This is a genomic window from Streptomyces sp. NPDC037100 (assembly GCF_055606225.1).
In genome coordinates, this window is sequence record NZ_JBVJSX010000012.1 from 24770 (window position 1) to 41624 (window position 16855).

At 70.6% G+C, this 16855-nt stretch carries 9 protein-coding genes and 1 pseudogene; 7 read left to right on the top strand and 3 right to left on the bottom strand.

Going from position 1 to position 16855, the window contains the following annotated elements:
• Nucleotides 1-36 precede the first annotated feature (36 nt).
• From ACZ7EG_RS32030 to ACZ7EG_RS32040, 3 genes are all read left to right on the top strand, one after another.
• A complete protein-coding gene (locus ACZ7EG_RS32030; protein WP_471086576.1) occupies nucleotides 37-1350 on the top strand; it encodes an ATP-grasp domain-containing protein in 1314 nt (437 codons plus the stop codon).
• 16 nt (nucleotides 1351-1366) lie between these two features.
• Nucleotides 1367-3406 carry a CocE/NonD family hydrolase gene (locus ACZ7EG_RS32035; protein ID WP_471086579.1) on the top strand — a complete coding sequence of 680 codons (2040 nt, stop codon included), beginning with the start codon at nucleotides 1367-1369 and terminating at the stop codon, nucleotides 3404-3406.
• Between the two features lie 286 nt (nucleotides 3407-3692).
• Entirely contained in the window at nucleotides 3693-4097 is a 405-nt protein-coding gene (locus ACZ7EG_RS32040) for a DUF779 domain-containing protein (protein WP_471086582.1), read from the top strand.
• Here the strand turns inward: ACZ7EG_RS32040 and ACZ7EG_RS32045 are convergent.
• Nucleotides 4094-4192, bottom strand: a pseudogene (locus ACZ7EG_RS32045) (IS481 family transposase); the annotation flags it as partial. The gene ACZ7EG_RS32040 and the pseudogene ACZ7EG_RS32045 overlap by 4 nt on opposite strands.
• 441 nt (nucleotides 4193-4633) lie before the next feature.
• Between ACZ7EG_RS32045 and ACZ7EG_RS32050 the strand changes: the two are divergent.
• The 3 genes from ACZ7EG_RS32050 (at nucleotide 4634) to ACZ7EG_RS32060 (ending at nucleotide 10041) form a co-directional block, all read left to right on the top strand.
• A complete protein-coding gene (locus tag ACZ7EG_RS32050) occupies nucleotides 4634-5956 on the top strand; it encodes a cytochrome P450 (RefSeq protein WP_471086585.1) in 1323 nt (440 codons plus the stop codon).
• On the top strand, nucleotides 5940-6947 hold the full coding sequence (locus ACZ7EG_RS32055) for a (-)-alpha-amorphene synthase (RefSeq protein ID WP_471086588.1): 1008 nt from the start codon (nucleotides 5940-5942) through the stop codon (nucleotides 6945-6947). Before ACZ7EG_RS32050 ends, ACZ7EG_RS32055 begins: the two co-directional genes overlap by 17 nt.
• Before the next feature lie 190 nt (nucleotides 6948-7137).
• Nucleotides 7138-10041, top strand: coding sequence for an ATP-binding protein (locus ACZ7EG_RS32060; RefSeq protein ID WP_471086590.1), 2904 nt, complete (start codon nucleotides 7138-7140; stop codon nucleotides 10039-10041).
• A gap of 58 nt (nucleotides 10042-10099) precedes the next feature.
• Here ACZ7EG_RS32060 and ACZ7EG_RS32065 read toward each other — a convergent pair whose 3' ends face one another.
• Nucleotides 10100-13531, bottom strand: a complete 3432-nt coding sequence (locus ACZ7EG_RS32065) for an NACHT domain-containing protein (protein WP_471086593.1) — start codon at nucleotides 13529-13531, stop codon at nucleotides 10100-10102.
• A 242-nt stretch (nucleotides 13532-13773) separates the two neighbouring features.
• Here ACZ7EG_RS32065 and ACZ7EG_RS32070 point away from each other — a divergent pair, with 242 nt between their 5' ends.
• Nucleotides 13774-14865 carry an SGNH/GDSL hydrolase family protein gene (locus ACZ7EG_RS32070; RefSeq protein ID WP_471086596.1) on the top strand — a complete coding sequence of 364 codons (1092 nt, stop codon included), beginning with the start codon at nucleotides 13774-13776 and terminating at the stop codon, nucleotides 14863-14865.
• Nucleotides 14866-14883: 18 nt separating this feature from the next.
• Here the strand turns inward: ACZ7EG_RS32070 and ACZ7EG_RS32075 are convergent, their stop codons facing one another.
• Nucleotides 14884-16353: an MFS transporter gene (locus ACZ7EG_RS32075; protein WP_471086599.1), complete on the bottom strand. Its 1470-nt coding sequence runs from the start codon at nucleotides 16351-16353 to the stop codon at nucleotides 14884-14886.
• Nucleotides 16354-16855: the final 502 nt, after the last annotated feature.

Here is a 16855-nt window from a genome sequence, read left to right on the forward strand (position 1 = left end):
CCGGCCTTCGGGCCGTTCGTCGTCGGAAGGAGAGCCGTGTCTGACGAGACGGTGAAGAACGTCTTCGTGATCGGGCTCGACGAGGCCAATCTGCCCACGCTTCAGCAGGTCCCGGGAGCCGACCAGCTGCGTTTTCACCAGCTGCTGACGATCGAGGAACTCCAGGTCGGCGAGGTGGACCTGCCGAAACTGCTCGACAAGGCCCAGGGCGTGCTCGACGCGTTCGACGGCAGCATCGACGCGATCGTGGGCTACTGGGACTTCCCGGTCAGCACTCTCGTCCCGATGCTGAGCGAACGCTACGGCACCCGCAGCACCAGCCTGGAGTCCGTGGTCAAGTGCGAGCACAAGTACTGGAGCCGGCTGGAGCAGCAGAAGGCCACCGACCGGCACCCGCGCTTCGGCCAGGTCGACCTGTCGGCCGAGCCGCCGCGCCCGCCGGAGAACGTGACCTTCCCGATGTGGCTCAAGCCGGCCCTCTCGTACTCCTCCGAACTCGCCTTCGGAGTGGATGACGAGGAGGAGTTCGGCAAGGCCGTCGCCGAGATCCGCAACGGCATATCCCGCATCGGCCGCCCCTTCGAGCACATCCTCGATCGCATCGACCTGCCGCCCGAGATGAACGGCGTGGGCGGCCGCGTCTGTCTGGCGGAGGAGGCGATGTCCGGTGTCCAGGTCGCCGTGGAGGGATACGTCCACCGGGGCGAGGTGACGGTCTACGGAGTCCTGGACTCCATCCAGTACCCGGACTCCCCCTGCTTCCTGCGCCACCAGTACCCCTCGATGCTGCCGCCCCCGGTCATCGCGCAACTGCACGACGTCAGCGAGCGGGTGATGCGGCAGATCGGGATGGACTCGGCCACCTTCAGCATCGAGTACTTCTACGACCCGCGGACCCAGGAGATCAACCTGCTGGAGATCAACCCCCGGCACTCCCAGTCGCACGCGGAGCTGTTCCAGTACGTCGACGGCGTACCCAACCACCACTGCATGGTCCGCCTCGCCCTCGGCGAGGACCCGCACATGCCGCACCGCGAGGGCCCCTACGCGATGGCGGCCAAGTGGTACCACCGCTGGTTCACCGACGGTGTGGTGCGCCGGGTGCCGAGCGCCGAGGACATCGCACGCATCGAGCGGGAGACCCCGGGCGTGCGCATCGAGGTCATCCCCGCGGAGGGCGACAGGCTCTCGGACCTCCCCGGGCAGGACAGCTACAGCTACGAGCTGGCGCACATCTACACCGGCGGGGCCGACGAGGCGGAGCTGCGGGAGAAGTTCGACCACTGCGTGGCCGCGCTGGGCCTGTCCTTCGAGGACGCCCCGGCCGAGACCGACGCCGCGCGAAAGTGAGGAGCACGTCACTTCCATGCGTTACGTGACCAACCTGCCGTACGAGACGAAGGAAGAAGAGCACGTCACGATCCCGATGTCCGACGGGGTCCGGCTCTCCGCGCACATCTGGCGCCCCACCTCCTCCGATCAGGAGCCGGTGCCGGCGGTGCTGGAGTACATCCCGTACCGCAAGCGCGATCTGACGGCCGTACGGGACTCGATCCACCACCCCTATCTCGCCGGGCACGGCTACGCCTGTGTCCGCGTCGACCTGCGCGGCACCGGTGACTCGGAGGGTGTGCTGCGCGACGAGTACCTGGAACGGGAGCAGGCGGACGCCGAGGAGGTCCTGGCCTGGCTGGCGGAGCAGCCCTGGTGTGACGGCGGCACGGGCATGATGGGCATCTCCTGGGGCGCGTTCGCGGCGCTGCAGGTGGCGGCCCGCCGGCCGCCGGGCCTGAAGGCCATCGCCATCGCGTCCTTCACGGACGACCGGCACGCCGACGACATGCACTACATGGGCGGCGCCCTGCTGTCGGACAACCTGGCCGAGGCGGGCACCATGTTCGCCTACGGCACCTGCCCGCCCGACCCGGCCGTCGTCGGCGACCGGTGGCGCGAGATGTGGCACGAGCGGCTGGAGAACACCGAGCCCTGGGTGCTGGAGTGGCTGCGGCACCAGCGCCGCGACGACTACTGGCGGCACGCCTCGGTGTGCGAGGACTACACCAGCGTGCAATGTCCGGTCCTGGCCTCCAGCGGCTGGGCGGACGGCTACTCCAACGCCGTGACCCGGCTGCTCGGCAACCTGGACGTGCCCCGCAAGGGGCTGATCGGCCCCTGGTCGCACAAGTTCCCCCACCTCGGGGAGCCCGGCCCCGCGATCGGCTACCTCCAGGAGCTCGTGCGGTGGTGGGACCACTGGCTCAAGGGCGTCGACAACGGCGTCATGGACGGGCCGATGCTCCAGGCGTGGATGCAGGACAGCGTGCCGCCCTCCACCTCGTACGAGGAGCGGCCGGGGCGCTGGGTGGGCGAGCCGGACTGGCCGTCCCCGCACATCCGGCCCGTCACGCACCCGCTCACCCGGCACACGATCGGGCCCGCGCGGGACGCGACCGCGGAGGCGTCCGAGGCCGGTGCGGCGATGACCGTGCGCTCGCCGCTGTCCGTCGGCCAGTTCGCGGGCAAGTGGGCCTCCTACAACGCGCCCCCGGACCTGCCCTACGACCAGAGGGAGGAGGACGGCGGTTCCCTCGTCTTCGACAGCGAGCCGCTGACCGAGCCGGTGGAGATCCTCGGCTCGCCGAGCGTGGAGCTCGACCTGTCGGTCAGCGAGCCGGTCGCCATGGTGGCCGCGCGGCTGTCCGACGTGAGCCCCGACGGCGCCGCGACGCGTGTGTCGTACGGCATCCTGAACCTGACCCGCCGGGACAGCACGGAGGCTCCGGAGCCGTTGGAGCCGGGGCGGCGCTACCGGGCCACCATCACGTTGAACGGTGTGGCGCAGGCTTTCCCGCCCGGCCACCGCATCCGGCTGTCCCTGTCGACGTCCTACTGGCCGCTGGCCTGGCCGGCGCCGAAGCCGGCCCTGCTCAGCGTCCACGAGCACTCCAGCACGCTCACCCTGCCGGTGCGGCCGGTGGAGGAGCCCGACGAGGTGCCGTCGTCACCCTTCGGCGAACCCGAGGGCACTCCCCCGCTCGCCATGACCCAGGTGACGCCCCCGGAGGAGCGCTGGGAGGTCAAGCGGGACCTGATCGGTTACCAGTCCGAGCTGGACATCGTGAAGGACCGGGGCACGGTCCGCTTCGAGGACATCGGCCTGGAGTCCGGCCGCCGCGCCCACGAGCGCTACACGGCGGTCGCCGACGACTTCACCTCGGTCGGCGGCGAGACCACGTGGACCATGCGGTTCGGCCGGGACGACTGGGACGTACGGGTGGTCACCCACACCCGGCTCACGTGCGACGAGACGGACTTCTTCGTCGACGCGACCCTCGACGCGTACGAGTCCGACCGCCGGGTCTTCTCCCGCACCTGGAACGAGAAGGTCCCCCGCGACCTGCTGTAGGCGGCGTCACCGCAGCAAGGCGGCGCACCAGCGGAAGTGCCCGTCATGCGGGCCGTGACCGAAGAGGTCGTGCGTGATGAGGGCGTAGGCCTTCCGGTGGAGGATCACGCCCTCTTCGGTCACGCCCGGCATTCAACCAGCGCCCTCGGTCGGATCCCCCCGCGCGCCGGCCGGCAGGCCATCGCTGCCGCTCCCGCCTCATGGCCCCTGCCGGTACGGCGGCGGATACTGGAGGACTCGCGATACGGAACGGTTCCCGACCCACCGTCGCCGCAAGGAGGACCACATGACCGTGCGCACAGGACGCGTCGAACTCACCCCCGCCGCCGAGGAACTGCTGCGGCGGCTGACGGAGACGCACGGGCCGGTGATGTTCCACCAGTCCGGCGGCTGCTGCGACGGCAGCGCCCCGATGTGCTACCCGCGGGGCGAGTTCCGGGTGGGTGCCTCGGACGTCCTGCTGGGGCACGTGGCCGGGGACACGCCGTTCTGGATGAGCGCGGACCAGTTCACGTACTGGTCGCACACCCATCTCACCGTGGACGTGGTCCCCGGCCGCGGCAGCGGCTTCTCGCTGGAGGCCCCGGAGGGCGTCCGCTTCCTGCTGCGCTCCCGCCTCCTCACCGACGAGGAACTGCGCCGCCTCGCTTCGGAACCGCCCCTGCCGAACGGGGCGGATCACACCGCCTAGGTGTGCTGATCGGACGGGTTGGTGACGCGGCCGGCCGGGGTGTGGCCGCTGATGCCGGTGTGGGGTCGGTGGTAGACGTACCAATACCAGCCTGTCGGGAGCGCTGCCTCCTTCTGAACGGCGGGGCCGCCGGTAGTCGACGCGCGCTCTGCCGCATTTCTCAGCGGAATGTTCGGCAAGGGAAATGGGGCCACTCAGGGCCACTCAAGACGCTCAAGTTGCGCACGAAAAGCATCAGCCACCTCGGCATGCACCGACAATGCTTCTCCCAGCGCTTCCCCCGTGCACCCGTGCGCCCCCATGGAGAAAGGGTTCACCAGGTCGGCGGGCAGCCCCGGCTGGGCAGGACATGGTGCAAGTGCCAAGTCGGTGAAACTTCACCGGAATTGCTGGTCCACTGAGACAGGTGGTTTTCGATGAGCGGCCTCGTTCCCGAAGCCGAGCACACATGGACGGTCGGTACTGCTCCAGGCATATTCCCCTTCATCAGTCACGGTATCGCCTTGGCCCGTCGGCCGCTGGCGTTTCTGAATTCTTTGCCCGCACACGGTGATCTCGTCGAGTTGCGGCTGGGCCCTCAGCGCGCCTGGATGGTGTGCCACCCGGAGTTGGTCCACCAGGTCCTCATGGACCCGGGCACCTTCGACAAGGGGGGCCCGCTTTACGACAGGCTCGGAAAGCTGATGGGCGACGGTCTCGTCACGTGCCGCCAGGACACACACCGGCGCAAACGCAGGCTGCTGCAACCCGACTTCCGCCCTTCACGTACTGCCCGGTACACGGACCTGATCGTCGACGAGGCCGAGGCGGCGTGCCAGGACTGGCGGGCAGGGCGTGAAGTTGCGGTCAGCGCGGCGATGACGGCACTGACGACCCGGGCCATCAGCCGCGTCCTCCTGTCCGACTCACTGGACGAGAGGACGACGACAGAGGTGCGGGACTGTCTGACCGTCATCGTCCGCGGCCTGTTCCTCCGCACGATCGCACCGGTCGACGGCTTCTTCCGTATCCCGACGCCCGCGAACCGCCGTTACCAGCGGGCGGTCGAGCGCATGCACGCGATCATCGCCACGGCCATCGCCGAGCGCAGCGGGAGCGCTCCCCGCGACGACGTCCTGGGGACGCTGCTGTCGGCTGGACGCGAGGACGGCACACCGGCCTTGACGGCGCAGGAGGTGCACGACCACGTGGTCACGCTGCTGCTCACGGGGGTCGAGGCGCCCGCACTGTGCCTCGCCGACGCTTTCGGTCTCCTGGCCCGCCATCCGGCGGCCGAGGGCCGACTGCACGCGGAGGTCGATGCCGTGCTCGACGGACGAGCGCGCCCCGGCCCCGGTGATCTGCCGCGGCTCGTCTACACCCGGAGCGTGATCTCCGAGACGCTGCGGCACACCTCGCCCGGCTGGCTCTTCACCCGGATCACCACCAGGGAGACGGAATTGGCCGGCCGCCGACTGCCCCGGGGCGCCACCGTGCTGTACAGCCCCTACCTCTTGCACCACTCCCCCGGTACGTTTCCCGACCCGGAGCGTTTCCTCCCCGAGCGCTGGCTGCCGGGCCGGGCCACCCCCGAGCAGCGCCGCGCGACCATGCCGTTCTCCGCGGGCAGCCGCAAGTGCCTCGGGGACGCGTTCTCGATGGCGGAGACCACTCTGGCGCTCGCCACCATCGCCGGCCGCTGGCGTCTGCGCCATCTCCCCGGCCGCGACGAGCGTCAGCGCCCGGCGATCACTCTGGGACAGCGATCGCTCGTGATGTCCTGCGAGCCACGCTCCCGCAGGTCCCGTCCCGCACATGGGGACATCGTGGAAATGCCGGGCTCACAAAGGGCAGGTGGTGACCATGTCGATCACGCATGAGGAGATCACCGTCGGCGATCGGGACGAGTGCGCGGCGTCCAGTCTGGTGGAGCTGATCGACGCCCATCTGCACATGCCCTTTCGGTTTCAGCGCAATGACCACGAGGCCGAGGCGGCGGCAGGCGTCGACGCGTGGCTCGCCGCGTACGGGCTGACCGCTGATCCAGGGGTGGCGACGATGATCGCCCGCACCCGCCCCGCGGAGCTCGCGTCCTTCAACGGCCCGGCCATGGACTCCGGCCTGCTCCAGATCGCGGCCAACCAGATCGCCTATCAGTTCGTCTTCGACGACCTGGCGGAGGAGGTGGGCCGGGAGGCGCCGGCCCGGCTGCTGCCGATGCTGTGCGAAAGCGTCGGGATCCTGCGAGACGGTCAGGCACCCACCACGGCCCTCGGCGCCGCGCTCGCCGATCTCCACGAGCAGGTGCGGGAACGCTGCACCCCCGCGCAGGCGGCACGCTGGGCGGCCAGGAGCCGTGAGTACGTGCACGGCCTGTTGTACGAGGCCGTGGCACAGGCACATACTTTTCCGCCCGGGACCGGCCTGTGCACTTCCATACGGTCGCTGACCGCGGGCGTCGAACCGTTCTTCCCGCTGTGCGAGGCCGCGCAAGCCTGCGAACTCACCCCCGAGGAACTCCACCATCCCGTGATGCGGCGCCTCAGCCGCCTGTCGGCCGACGCGGCGGTGTGGATACCCGACCTCTTCTCCGCGGTGAAGGAACACCGCACGGGCGGGATGATCAATCTGGCACTCGCCTACGAACGCGCGCACCGCTGTTCGCTGCCCGCGGCGGTGCTGCTCGCCATCCGGCAGATCAACGGCACGATCGTCGAGGTCGAGAGGCTCTACGCGGACATCGAACCGGCACTGAGCCCAGCGGGTGTCGGCTACGTGGAAGGCATGATCGGTTGGATTCGAGGCTGCTACTACTGGTCTCGCACGGTGCCGCGCTATGCGGAGGCTGCGGCCGCGCCGGTTCCGGCATGAGCCCCGACCTACGGCCCCGGGGGGAAGATGATTGACCGACATTACCCGGAGGGAGGAAATCCCGAACCTTCCCCGGGCACGATTCATCCTTTCCAGTTGTACTGACCATCACATCAGCCCGATCCCGCACCCCCATGGGCATACGCTCGTCGCGTCTCTCCGAGGCCGGCGACAGGAAGCGGTGCGGCACATGGAGCAGGAGTTTCGGCAACCCGGCCCCGGAAACCGGCCGTTGTTGGAGCGGCGACGCGAACTGCGCGCACTCAAAGACGCCTTGACGGAGCTCCGTTACGCGGTCGACGGGGTTCCGCGAGCACGTAACACCGGGCTCCTCGCCTTCACCGGTTCGGCCGGACTGGGCAAGACAGCACTCGTCAACCAGGCCCGTTCCTGGGCCGTGGCGCACGGGTTCACCGTGTTCTCGGGCCGGGGCGGCGAGCAGGACCGGCAGCTGGCGTTCCATGTGGTGCGCCAGCTCGTCCAGCCGTCACTGGCGACGATGGACTCGGACAAGCTCCGCAACGCTCTGGGCAGCTGGTACGACATCGTGTCGACGGCGCTCGGCCTCGAGGCGAAGGGCGCCGCCCGGATTCCGGATCCGCTCTGCGTACGCGAGGGCCTCGACTGGGTCATGACCCGCCTCGTCGTCAGGAAGGCGCCCGTCGTCCTGCTCGTGGACGACCTGCACTGGGCCGACACCGAGTCCCTCGGATGGCTCGCCTCCTTCGCCCCGAGGGCCGATGACCTCCCCCTGCTGATCGTGGCCGCCTACCGGCCCGACGAACTCCCGCCCGAGGGCGACGCGTTCCGCACGCTCGCAAGTCGGCACGACAAGCGTCCGTTCTCCTTGGACCGGCTCAGCGCCGACAGCGTCACACAGATCATCAGGGACGAACTCGGTGAGGAAGCCGAGGACATGTTCTGCAAGGAGTGCTGGGAGATCACCGGCGGGAGCCCGTTCGAAGCGGTGGAACTAGCCATCCGGCTCGGCGAACACCAGCTGAAGGGCACCGAGCGCGACCTGTCCGCCATGCGCGAGTTCGCCGCGACGATCAAGGGGCCCGGACTCTACGAGCGGCTCCAGCGGCTCGACACGAAGACCGTCCGATTCGCGCAGACCGCGGCCGTCCTCGGGTCACCCTTCGATCCGCAGCTCGCCGCGTCCATCGCGGTGCTCGGCGAGGAGGACGCGGTGGAGGCGACCGCGAACCTGCGCGCCGCCCGCATCCTGGCCGACGGGCGGGATCCGAAGGGAGAGCTGGAATTCGTCCACCCGTTGATCGCCACGTCCATCTACCGTCACATCCGCTCCGGTTTCCGGGTCCTCCTGCACAACCTCGCCGCCGAGTCGCTCCGGACCGCGCGCCCGACCGCCGCCGCGCGGCACCTGCTGGAAGTGCCCTGCGAGGGCAAGCCGGAGGCCGTGGCATGTCTGCGGGAGGCCGCTCGCGAAAGTCTGCGAGCCGGGGCCCCCGAGACCGCGCGAGCGCTGCTGACCCGAGCGCTGCGAGAACCGCCCCTCCCCGAGGACCGGGCCGCGATCCTGCACGAACTCGCGTGCTGCACCTTCCTGATCGAACCCACCGCCACCGTGCGCCACCTCCGGCAGGCCCTGGCCGAGCCTGACATCGACCCCGACCTGCACGCGTCGATCGTCTACACACTGACTCAGGCGCTGGCTCACACCGATCAGCCGGCGGAGGCCGCCACCGTGGCCGCCGAGGAGGCACGGAAGGCCGCCAACCCGCGCGTGAAACTCCGCATGCAGGCGGATCACTTCGTGTGGAGCATGGTCCGCACCGACGACGTGGACTCACCCGCCCACTCCCGCACACTGACCCGGCTGGCCGAACAACTGCCCGGCAACAGCCTGGAGGAGCGCTGCATCAAGGGCCTGCGGGCCTGGGACTCCATGAAACGCGGCGAACCACGGGAGACCTCGCTCGCCTACGCCGAGAAGGCCCTGGACGGCGGCATGAGCTGGACCGACGACAACCGGGGCTTCGAGGTGCCGGTGTCGGTCGCCCTGGTGTTCATGTACGGCGACCAGCCGCGGCGTGCCGAGGAACTGTTCGACAAGGGCATCGCCGAGTGTGTGAGCAAGGGCTGGCGGGGGTCTCACCTGGCTCTGGGGCAGACCCTGGCCGGTTACATCCGGTACCGCCGCGGCTGTCTCGCCGAAGCCGAGGACCTGGTCCGGGAGGGACTGCGCATCGCCGAGAAGGTGGACGGGGCGGTGCCCGCCCAGTGGTTCGCGCTCGGCGTGCTCATCCAGACATTGCTGGCCCGCGGCCGGATCACCGAGGCGCGCCGGCTCGCCGACGGGTTCGCATACGGAGCCGTGACTCCGAACGCCGTCATCTATCCCGACCCCCGGACCGTGTACGCGGAACTGCTCCTTGCCGAGGGACGACGAGCGGACGCCGTTGCGCTGTTCACCGCCGTCGGGGCCTGGCTGGACAAGCGGGCCTGGCGCAACCCGGCCTGGTGCTCGTGGCAGCTCGGTCTCGCGTCCGCGCTGGCCCCCACGGCCCCCGACGAGGCGGTCCGCCACGCCAAGGAGGCCGTGAAGCGCGCCCGCGACTTCGGCGCCGCCTCCGTCATCGGGCAGTCGCTGCACACCCTCGCCGAGGTCACCGGCGGACCGGCCGCACTCGACCTCTACGACCAGGCCGTCGACCATCTGGAACGCTCCCCCGCCGCCTACGAGCTGGCTCGTGCCCTCGTCGGCCACGGGGCCGCCCTGTCACGTAGCGGCCGGTTGCAGAAGGCCGCCGACCGGCTCTACCAAGGGCTGGAAGGGGCGGTGCACTGCGGTGCCGAGGCCCTGGCAGCGCGGGCCAGGGAGGAGCTGTCCGCGGCAGGCATGCGCCCTCTGCCCCTCCGCTACGCCCAGAGCGACATGCTCACGGCCCAGGAGCTCAAGGCCGCCGAGATGACCGCCCAGGGCCACCCGGCATCGGTGGTCGCCAAGCAGCTCCGCATCACCGAGCAGGGGGTGCGGCAGCAGATGTCCTCCGTGTACCGGAAGCTCGGTACGGACGCGGCCGGTCTCGTGGCGGCTCTGGAGGCCTGCCCCCGCTCCGAGCGGTGACGGGGGCGGCCTCCTGCGCCACACCTCCGGCCACGTGGGAACGGCGTTGCGCCACCGTTCACCGCGGCCGCGCATTGTGCTGCGCCCGGTGCCCCATCGACTCCCAGAACGTCCGCAACTCCGCGATGCTCGTACGGCGCTGCCAGGACGCCTTGGGGTGCAGGCCGGAGCGGGAGTGGGACAGGAGGGTGGCCTGGGCGCGGCAGAAGGCCTCGCCGAGTTCGACGCGCTGGCCGTCGAGGCCCGTGGGCGGGTAGGGGCACAGCTCGAAGGCACAGTCGTCGCGGCAGTTGGAGCCCGCCTGGGAGGACGCCGTGCGGACGGTGGTACGGCCGGGGTCGAGCGGGCTGCGGTCCAGGGTGAGGCAGGGCGGCAGGTCGGGGCGGGCGGTGTGCTGCAGGCGTCGGATGCGGTCGGTGGGCCAGTCTCCGCGCTCGGCCATGTTGAGCAGCAGCAGCACGTCGGCGAGGAGCTGCTGCGCGCTCGGGTGGAGGGCGCTCCATCCGGTGGAGGGCGGGATCCAGAGGTTGTGCTTGCGGGCCTCGCCACGGGACGTCTGGGAGCCGACGTGCGCGGCGACGCCCGACTCGTCGATCCACAGGAACCGTTCGGGCTGCCGGGTCTCCAGCGCCCACACGCACAGCTTCCCGGCAGCCGTCACGAAGGGGTGCTCCGGTTCGCCGTCCGGCCGGGCCAGCCATTGACGGACCTGCTGGGCGGGGTCGGAACCGTGACCGCTCGAGGGGCGGGAAACCGTGGCGCCGTCCGGCAGGTCCCAGAGGGTCAGCGCGTGCAGCAGCGTCAGACGGGTGAACCAGAAGCGGGTGCGTTTGAGCATGTCCCACGCCTGCTCGCTGAGGTACTCGCGGGCTTCGGACCGGGCGTGCGGATGACGGTGCCGCCGGTTCGCCGCGTACTTGAAGCCCTGCGCGAGTGCCACCTCCACGTTGAGGTCGAGTCCGGCGCGCGCCTCCGGACTGTCCTCGGGGATGCCGACGCGGCGCACCCAGCTCTCCAGGAAGGCGTACGGCGTGTCCTGGTGCCGGTGGGTGGTGACCGAGCCGACGAGCAGCGGGACCAGCCAGGCGCACAGGGTGTTGTCCCGCCACTGCCGTTCCTCGGCCTCGCGGTCCTCGCGCTCCCGTCGGCGTTCCCGACGCCGCTGCTGCTCACGCTCCTTCAGTTCCCGCTTCATGCGGGCGACCTGGCCCTCGCCCTGCCGTCGGCGCCGGCTCTCGCGCTCGCCGACGACCTCGGGCTGCTGGCCGCCCCAGATCTCCTCCGTCCAGTCGGATTCGCGCTCCACCCGCCCGCTCTCGACCACCTGCGGTCCGCGCAGCCTGGGCTGGAGCGCCTCGAAGGCGAGGTCACCGCCGGCACCGATCTCCTGCGCGATGGCGAGTCGGACGGCGTACGAGGGCTCCAGGCGCGCGATCTCGAACAGTTCCAGGTAGGCGGGCCGGAGGGTCTGGCGCTGGGCGACCCCGCGCATGGCCTCGCCGAAGCGGCTCACGAGCAGGGCCTTGGCGGTCTGCAGGGTGTGCGGGTCGCGGGCCCGCAGCTCGGGCCAGGAGGTGCACAGCCGCATGGCGATCAGGTGCTGCTCCGGCTCGGCGTCGACGCTGTCGATCTCCAGGGCCGCCGCGTAGAGCTCCAGGGCCTTGCTGTGCAGGGTGCGGCCGAAGAGCGGGCGCACCTCCTGTCTGTCGTCGTCGCCCTGGCCGCAGTTGCGGACCGACTGCGCCTGGCAGGCGGCCTCCATCAGAAGGTCGCGGGCGGCGCTCACCGGGCACCAACAGGTCCCGTCGGGGCCCGCCGCGCCCGGCTCGTCGTGGATGCACGCGCCGTCCGGCAGCCGGGAGTGCAGCACCATGGCGATCAGCAGCTCCCGGCCCGGACTGCGCAGAGCCGCCGGGAAGAACGACCCCTCGCGGGGTTCGTCCGGCACGTCGGGGTGGATCACCGCGTTCAGGAAGCGGGCACCCAACTGGGCCTGGATGACGCTGTGCTGGAAGCGGACGCGGTCCCCGCCGAGCTCGACCAGCTCCATCCGGGCGCCCCAGTGGGCGGCGAGCCTGAGGTCGATACCGCTGTCGCCGACCCTGCGGGCCAGTTCGCGGACGATCTCGGGGAAGCGGGAGCCGGCCGGGTCCTGCTCGTCGACGACGTCGGCGAACCGCACCTCGGAGGTGTCGAGGGCGAGCCCCACGCACGCGAGCGCGGACAGGTAGTGGACGGTCGAGCGGCGCTCCTCCGGGGAAAGCGGCAGGTCCGGCCGGAAACGACCGCTGATGAGGGCGCTGAGCCAGGTCTCGAACAGGTGGAAACGCAAGGACGCCCGGTCGCCGCCCCGGGTCTCGACCGCCTCCTCCTCCGTGGGGGCGCTGAGGGCGCGCTCCAGCAGTCCCTGTTCGTGCAGTTCGGCGGCGATCTCCAGATAGGTCGGGGCCTCCGCGATGCCGGCCCGCTCGACGATCCAGTCCAGCCGCTGGCGGTCCTCCCCGGCGCCCCCGGAGGAGATGTAGGTGAGGGCGGCCTCCTCGCTCAGCGGCTCCAGCTCGGTGAGGGAGGCCTCCATACCGCGCAGCGAGTCGTGCGGCCGGGAGGTGATGATCAGCGGCAGCCCCTCCTCGTTGGCCCGGCGGATGGCCAGCCGGATGACGGTGTCGCGCTCCTCCGTCAGGTTCGCGGAGGTGAGCGCCTCGTCCAGGCCGTCCGCGAGCACCACGATCCGCCCCTGCTGACTCAGCCGCCGCCACACCTTCTCGGCCTCCGCGCCGGACCGGATATGGCCCTGTACCTCCCGGCAGAAGCGCTCGAAGGCCAGCTCGCGGAAGTCCAGGTCATGGTCGGCGGCACGCAGCCGCAGCGGCACCGGCACGGCCCCGCGCTCGGCGAGCCGCTGGGTCAGCAGCACCACCAGCGCCGTCTTGCCGGTGCCGATGCCGCCGACGACGACGTGGGTCCGGCGGAAGCGGCGGTCGCGCAGGTCCTCCATGAGGACGGAGCAGAGCTGGTCGCGGCCGACGACCCGGCCGAAGATGCCGCCCGCGGTCTCCACGAGTTCGTGGGGGTCCTCGAGTGCCTTGCGCACATAGGCCTGGCGCACGTGGCGGAAGCGGAAGAACAGGTACGTGACGGTGGCCAGGGCGAGGGTGAGGAACGGCATGAACAGCGACTGCAGGACGGTGCAGCTGAAACCGTCCGTACCGCCGCACTGCTGGCCGATCCAGCGCACGGGGGAGTTGAAGCTCTTCTCCTGCGGCAGGGTGATGAGGGCCGTGACGGCCAGGAACAGCAGGAGCAGCGCCCCGATGAACGTCAGCACCAGCAGTGCCACGTACGTGCCGTTCTTGCGGACCCGCCAGGTCCTGGTCCGGTCGTAACCCTGCCGCATCAGCCGGCGCCGGTGCAGGGCACCGCGGACACCGAACGCATCGCGCAGCACTCGCCCGAGCCGCCGGTGGGGTGGTCCTCCTCCTTCGCTCACCCTGTGAGACTTCCGCCGCCGACGGTGTCCAGGGCACCGGCGGCCTCAGATTCACCCGACGGAAGCGCCGGGGGCACCCGCCACCCGGCCGTATGGCACCGGGGCAGTGCGATCGGCAGCCAGGGGCTTCCTTCTCGACTCCCGTCAACGGCCGCGCGCTTGACGCTGAACCGTTTCACTGCTTCCCTCGAACGGCCGCCTATGGGAGCGCTCTCATCCCATCCCTACGTGAAGGGAATCCCGTGCAGACCTCCCCCCACCCCTTCCCGAGACGGGCCCTGCCGGCTCTCCTCACGGCCGTGCTCATGGCCTGCCTGCTCTCCTGGGCCGACGGCTCGCCCGCGCGGGCCGCCGCTGCGCAGACCGGCTTCATCGGCACCACGGTGAAGGCGGCGGCCCCCGGGCAGCCGGGCGACCCGAACATCAAGTTCGTCGGCCGCTGGGACACCACCAGCTCGGCCACCGCCTACACCCCTTACTGGGCGGGCGCCTACTACCGGGCCGGCTTCACCGGCCGGACGGTCAAGCTGAAGCAGCGGGGCACGATCGATCTGTGGGCGCGGATCGACAACGGTCCCGTGCGGTTCCACGACGACGTCAAGGGGACGGTGAACCTGACCCCGACGGCGCTCTCCCCCGGCAACCACACGCTCCAGGTCAACTACCAGGTGGTAGCCGGGTCGTACAAGGGCGACGCCGTCTTCCAGGGCCTGGTCCTGGACAGTGGTGCGACGACGTTCGCACCGCCGGCCCCGGCCAGGACGATCGAGTTCGTCGGCGACTCGATCACCGTGGGCACGACGAGCTCGCAGAACGCCCGTACCGCGTACGGCTGGCTGATCGGCGAGCGGCTGGGCGCGGAGCACACGCAGATCGCGCAGGGGGGTGCGTGTCTGGTCGCCGCGGCGGACGGATGCGTCGGGCTGGAGCGACAGTTCACCAAGCTCAACCCGAACGCGGCGACGCCCGACTGGAACTTCTCCCGCTACCGGGCCGACGCGGTCGTCATCAACCTCGGCACCAACGACGTCGGGCACGGGGTGAGCGCGGCGCAGTTCCAGTCGGCGTACAGCAGCCTGCTGCGCAAGGTGCGGGCCGCGTATCCGCAGGCGTGGATCTTCGCGTTGGAGACGTTCCGCGGACGGTTCGTCCCGCAGACCGAGGCCGCGGTGAAGGCCGCCGTCGCCGGTGGAGACGCTCGGGTGTCCTTCGTCGACACGACCGGCTGGCTGGGGTCGGGTGACCTGACGGACTCGGTGCATCCCAACGACCGGGGGCACCGGGTCATCGCGGACCGGCTGGCGCCGGTCATCGCGGCGCGGATCGGGGCGTAGAACGGCCCGGGGCGAGCCTCACCTCGGGCCGGGGCCCGCCCCGCCCTTCAGGCGTTCCAGGTCGGAGGGGCGGACCTGGATGACGATCAGGGCGATCAGAGCGGCGACGGCGGTGAAGATCGCCGCCGTGATGAAGGCGGCCGAGACGCCGGCGGTGAGGATCTCGTCGGACCAGGGTTTCGGCAGTTCCCCGGTGCGCTCGAAGCGCAGGCGCTCGGCAAGGGGCGCCTGCTGGAGGAGCTTCTCGGCCTCGTTGGCGCTGGCCGTGGCGGACATCGTGGCCAGGATGGACAGGCCGAGGGAGCCGCCGACCTGCTGGGTGGCGTTGAGCAGTCCGGAGGCCGCACCGGTCTCCGGCGTGGGCACGTTGGACAGCGCCATGAGGGTCAGCGACACGAACTCCATGCCCATGCCCAGGCTGAAGACGAGCATGGGGCCGAGGACGCTGCCCGCGTACGTGGAGTGAACATCGGTCAGGGTCAGCCAGGCCAGGCCGGCCGCCGCCAGGATCGCGCCCACCACCATGAACGGCTTGGGCCCGTAGACGGGCAGGAACCGCGAGGCCAGTCCGGCTCCCACGGCGATGACCGCACTGACCGGCAGGAAGGCCAATCCGGCCTCGAGCGGGCTGAACCCGAGCACGTTCTGCACGAAGAGCGTGAGGAAGAAGAACATGCCGAAGATCGCGGCGGCCAGGCACAGCATGATGCCGTAGGTGCCCGCACGGTTGCGGTCGGCGAACATGTGCAGGGGCGTGATGGGTTGTCTGGAACGCCGCTCGATCAGGATGAAGACCGCGAGCAGCACGACCGCCCCGGCGAACGAGGCCAGGGTGAGCGGGTCACGCCAGCCGTCCTGCGAGGCCCGGATGAAGCCGTAGACGAGCAGCACCATGCCCGCCGTGGAGGTGAGCGCGCCGGTGACGTCAAAGTGCCCGGGGTGGCGTTCGGACTCCCTGATCCACTTGGGGGTGGCGAGCACGATGAGCAGGCCGATGGGCACGTTGACGAACAGTACCCACCGCCAGTTCAGCCACTCCACCAGTATCCCGCCCGCGAGCAGGCCGATCGCGCCGCCGCCGGCCGAGACCGCGGCGAAGACCCCGAAGGCGCGGTTGCGTTCCGGCCCCTCGCGGAAGGTCGTGCTGATCAAGGCGAGGGCGGTGGGGGACGCGATGGCGCCGCCGACGCCCTGCAGGGCGCGGGCACCGAGGAGTTGGCCGGAGTTCTGGGCGAACCCGCCAAGCAGGGAGGCCAGCGCGAACAACAGCACGCCGAAGATGAAGACGCGCCGCCTGCCCAGGAGGTCGCCCGCCCGGCCGCCGAGCAGCAGCAGACCGCCAAAGGTGAGGGTGTAGGCGCTCACCACCCACGACAGGCTCGTGACGGAGAAGTCCAGCGCGCTCTGGATGTGCGGCAGCGCGATGTTCACGATGGTGATGTCGAGGACCACCATCAGCTGACACGAGGCGAGAACGAGGAGTGCCATCGTGTTCCCGCCACCACCGGATTCCCTGGTGGTGGTCGCCTGTGGTGAAGCCGGCTGCGGGCTGCTGCCTGCGGTGTCCACCGTTCGACGGTACGCCCGGCCCCCACACCCCACCAATCGATCACCGTCGGCCCGGCAGCGACTCGGACGGGGCCGCCGGTCAAGGAGCTGCCCGCACTGAGGAGTCGGCGGTGTGCGGCGATGATCCGGGCAAGGTGGCCCCGTGGGGCCGCGTACGGCGGAGAGAAAGCGACCGTGATCGCGTTCTTCCCCTCGAACAGACCCGTCTCGTGCGGAGAGCGTTCGCCGCTCTGCCGTCGCACGGGGACGGCATCGAGGTCGTCCCCGAGGCCTACGGCAACGGTGACGTGCTCGCGCGTGCTCTGAGGCGCCGGCCGGACGTGGCGGTGATCCGCGCCCTCCCACCTCCTGGCAGAGAACGGCCGGGCAGGTCATCGAGATGCACCTGCCCGGCCCCCGCGAGCCCTCGGCTCGGTCCGCG

Bases quoted from the DNA above. Each gene is read 5' to 3' on its own strand.
- ACZ7EG_RS32035 (WP_471086579.1), top strand. From the start codon at position 1,367: ATGCGTTACGTGACCAACCTGCCGTACGAGACGAAGGAAGAAGAGCAC.
- ACZ7EG_RS32060 (WP_471086590.1), top strand. From the start codon at position 7,138: ATGGAGCAGGAGTTTCGGCAACCCGGCCCCGGAAACCGGCCGTTGTTG.
- ACZ7EG_RS32040 (WP_471086582.1), top strand. From the start codon at position 3,693: ATGACCGTGCGCACAGGACGCGTCGAACTCACCCCCGCCGCCGAGGAA.
- ACZ7EG_RS32075 (WP_471086599.1), bottom strand. From the start codon at position 16,353: ATGGCACTCCTCGTTCTCGCCTCGTGTCAGCTGATGGTGGTCCTCGAC.
- ACZ7EG_RS32055 (WP_471086588.1), top strand. From the start codon at position 5,940: ATGTCGATCACGCATGAGGAGATCACCGTCGGCGATCGGGACGAGTGC.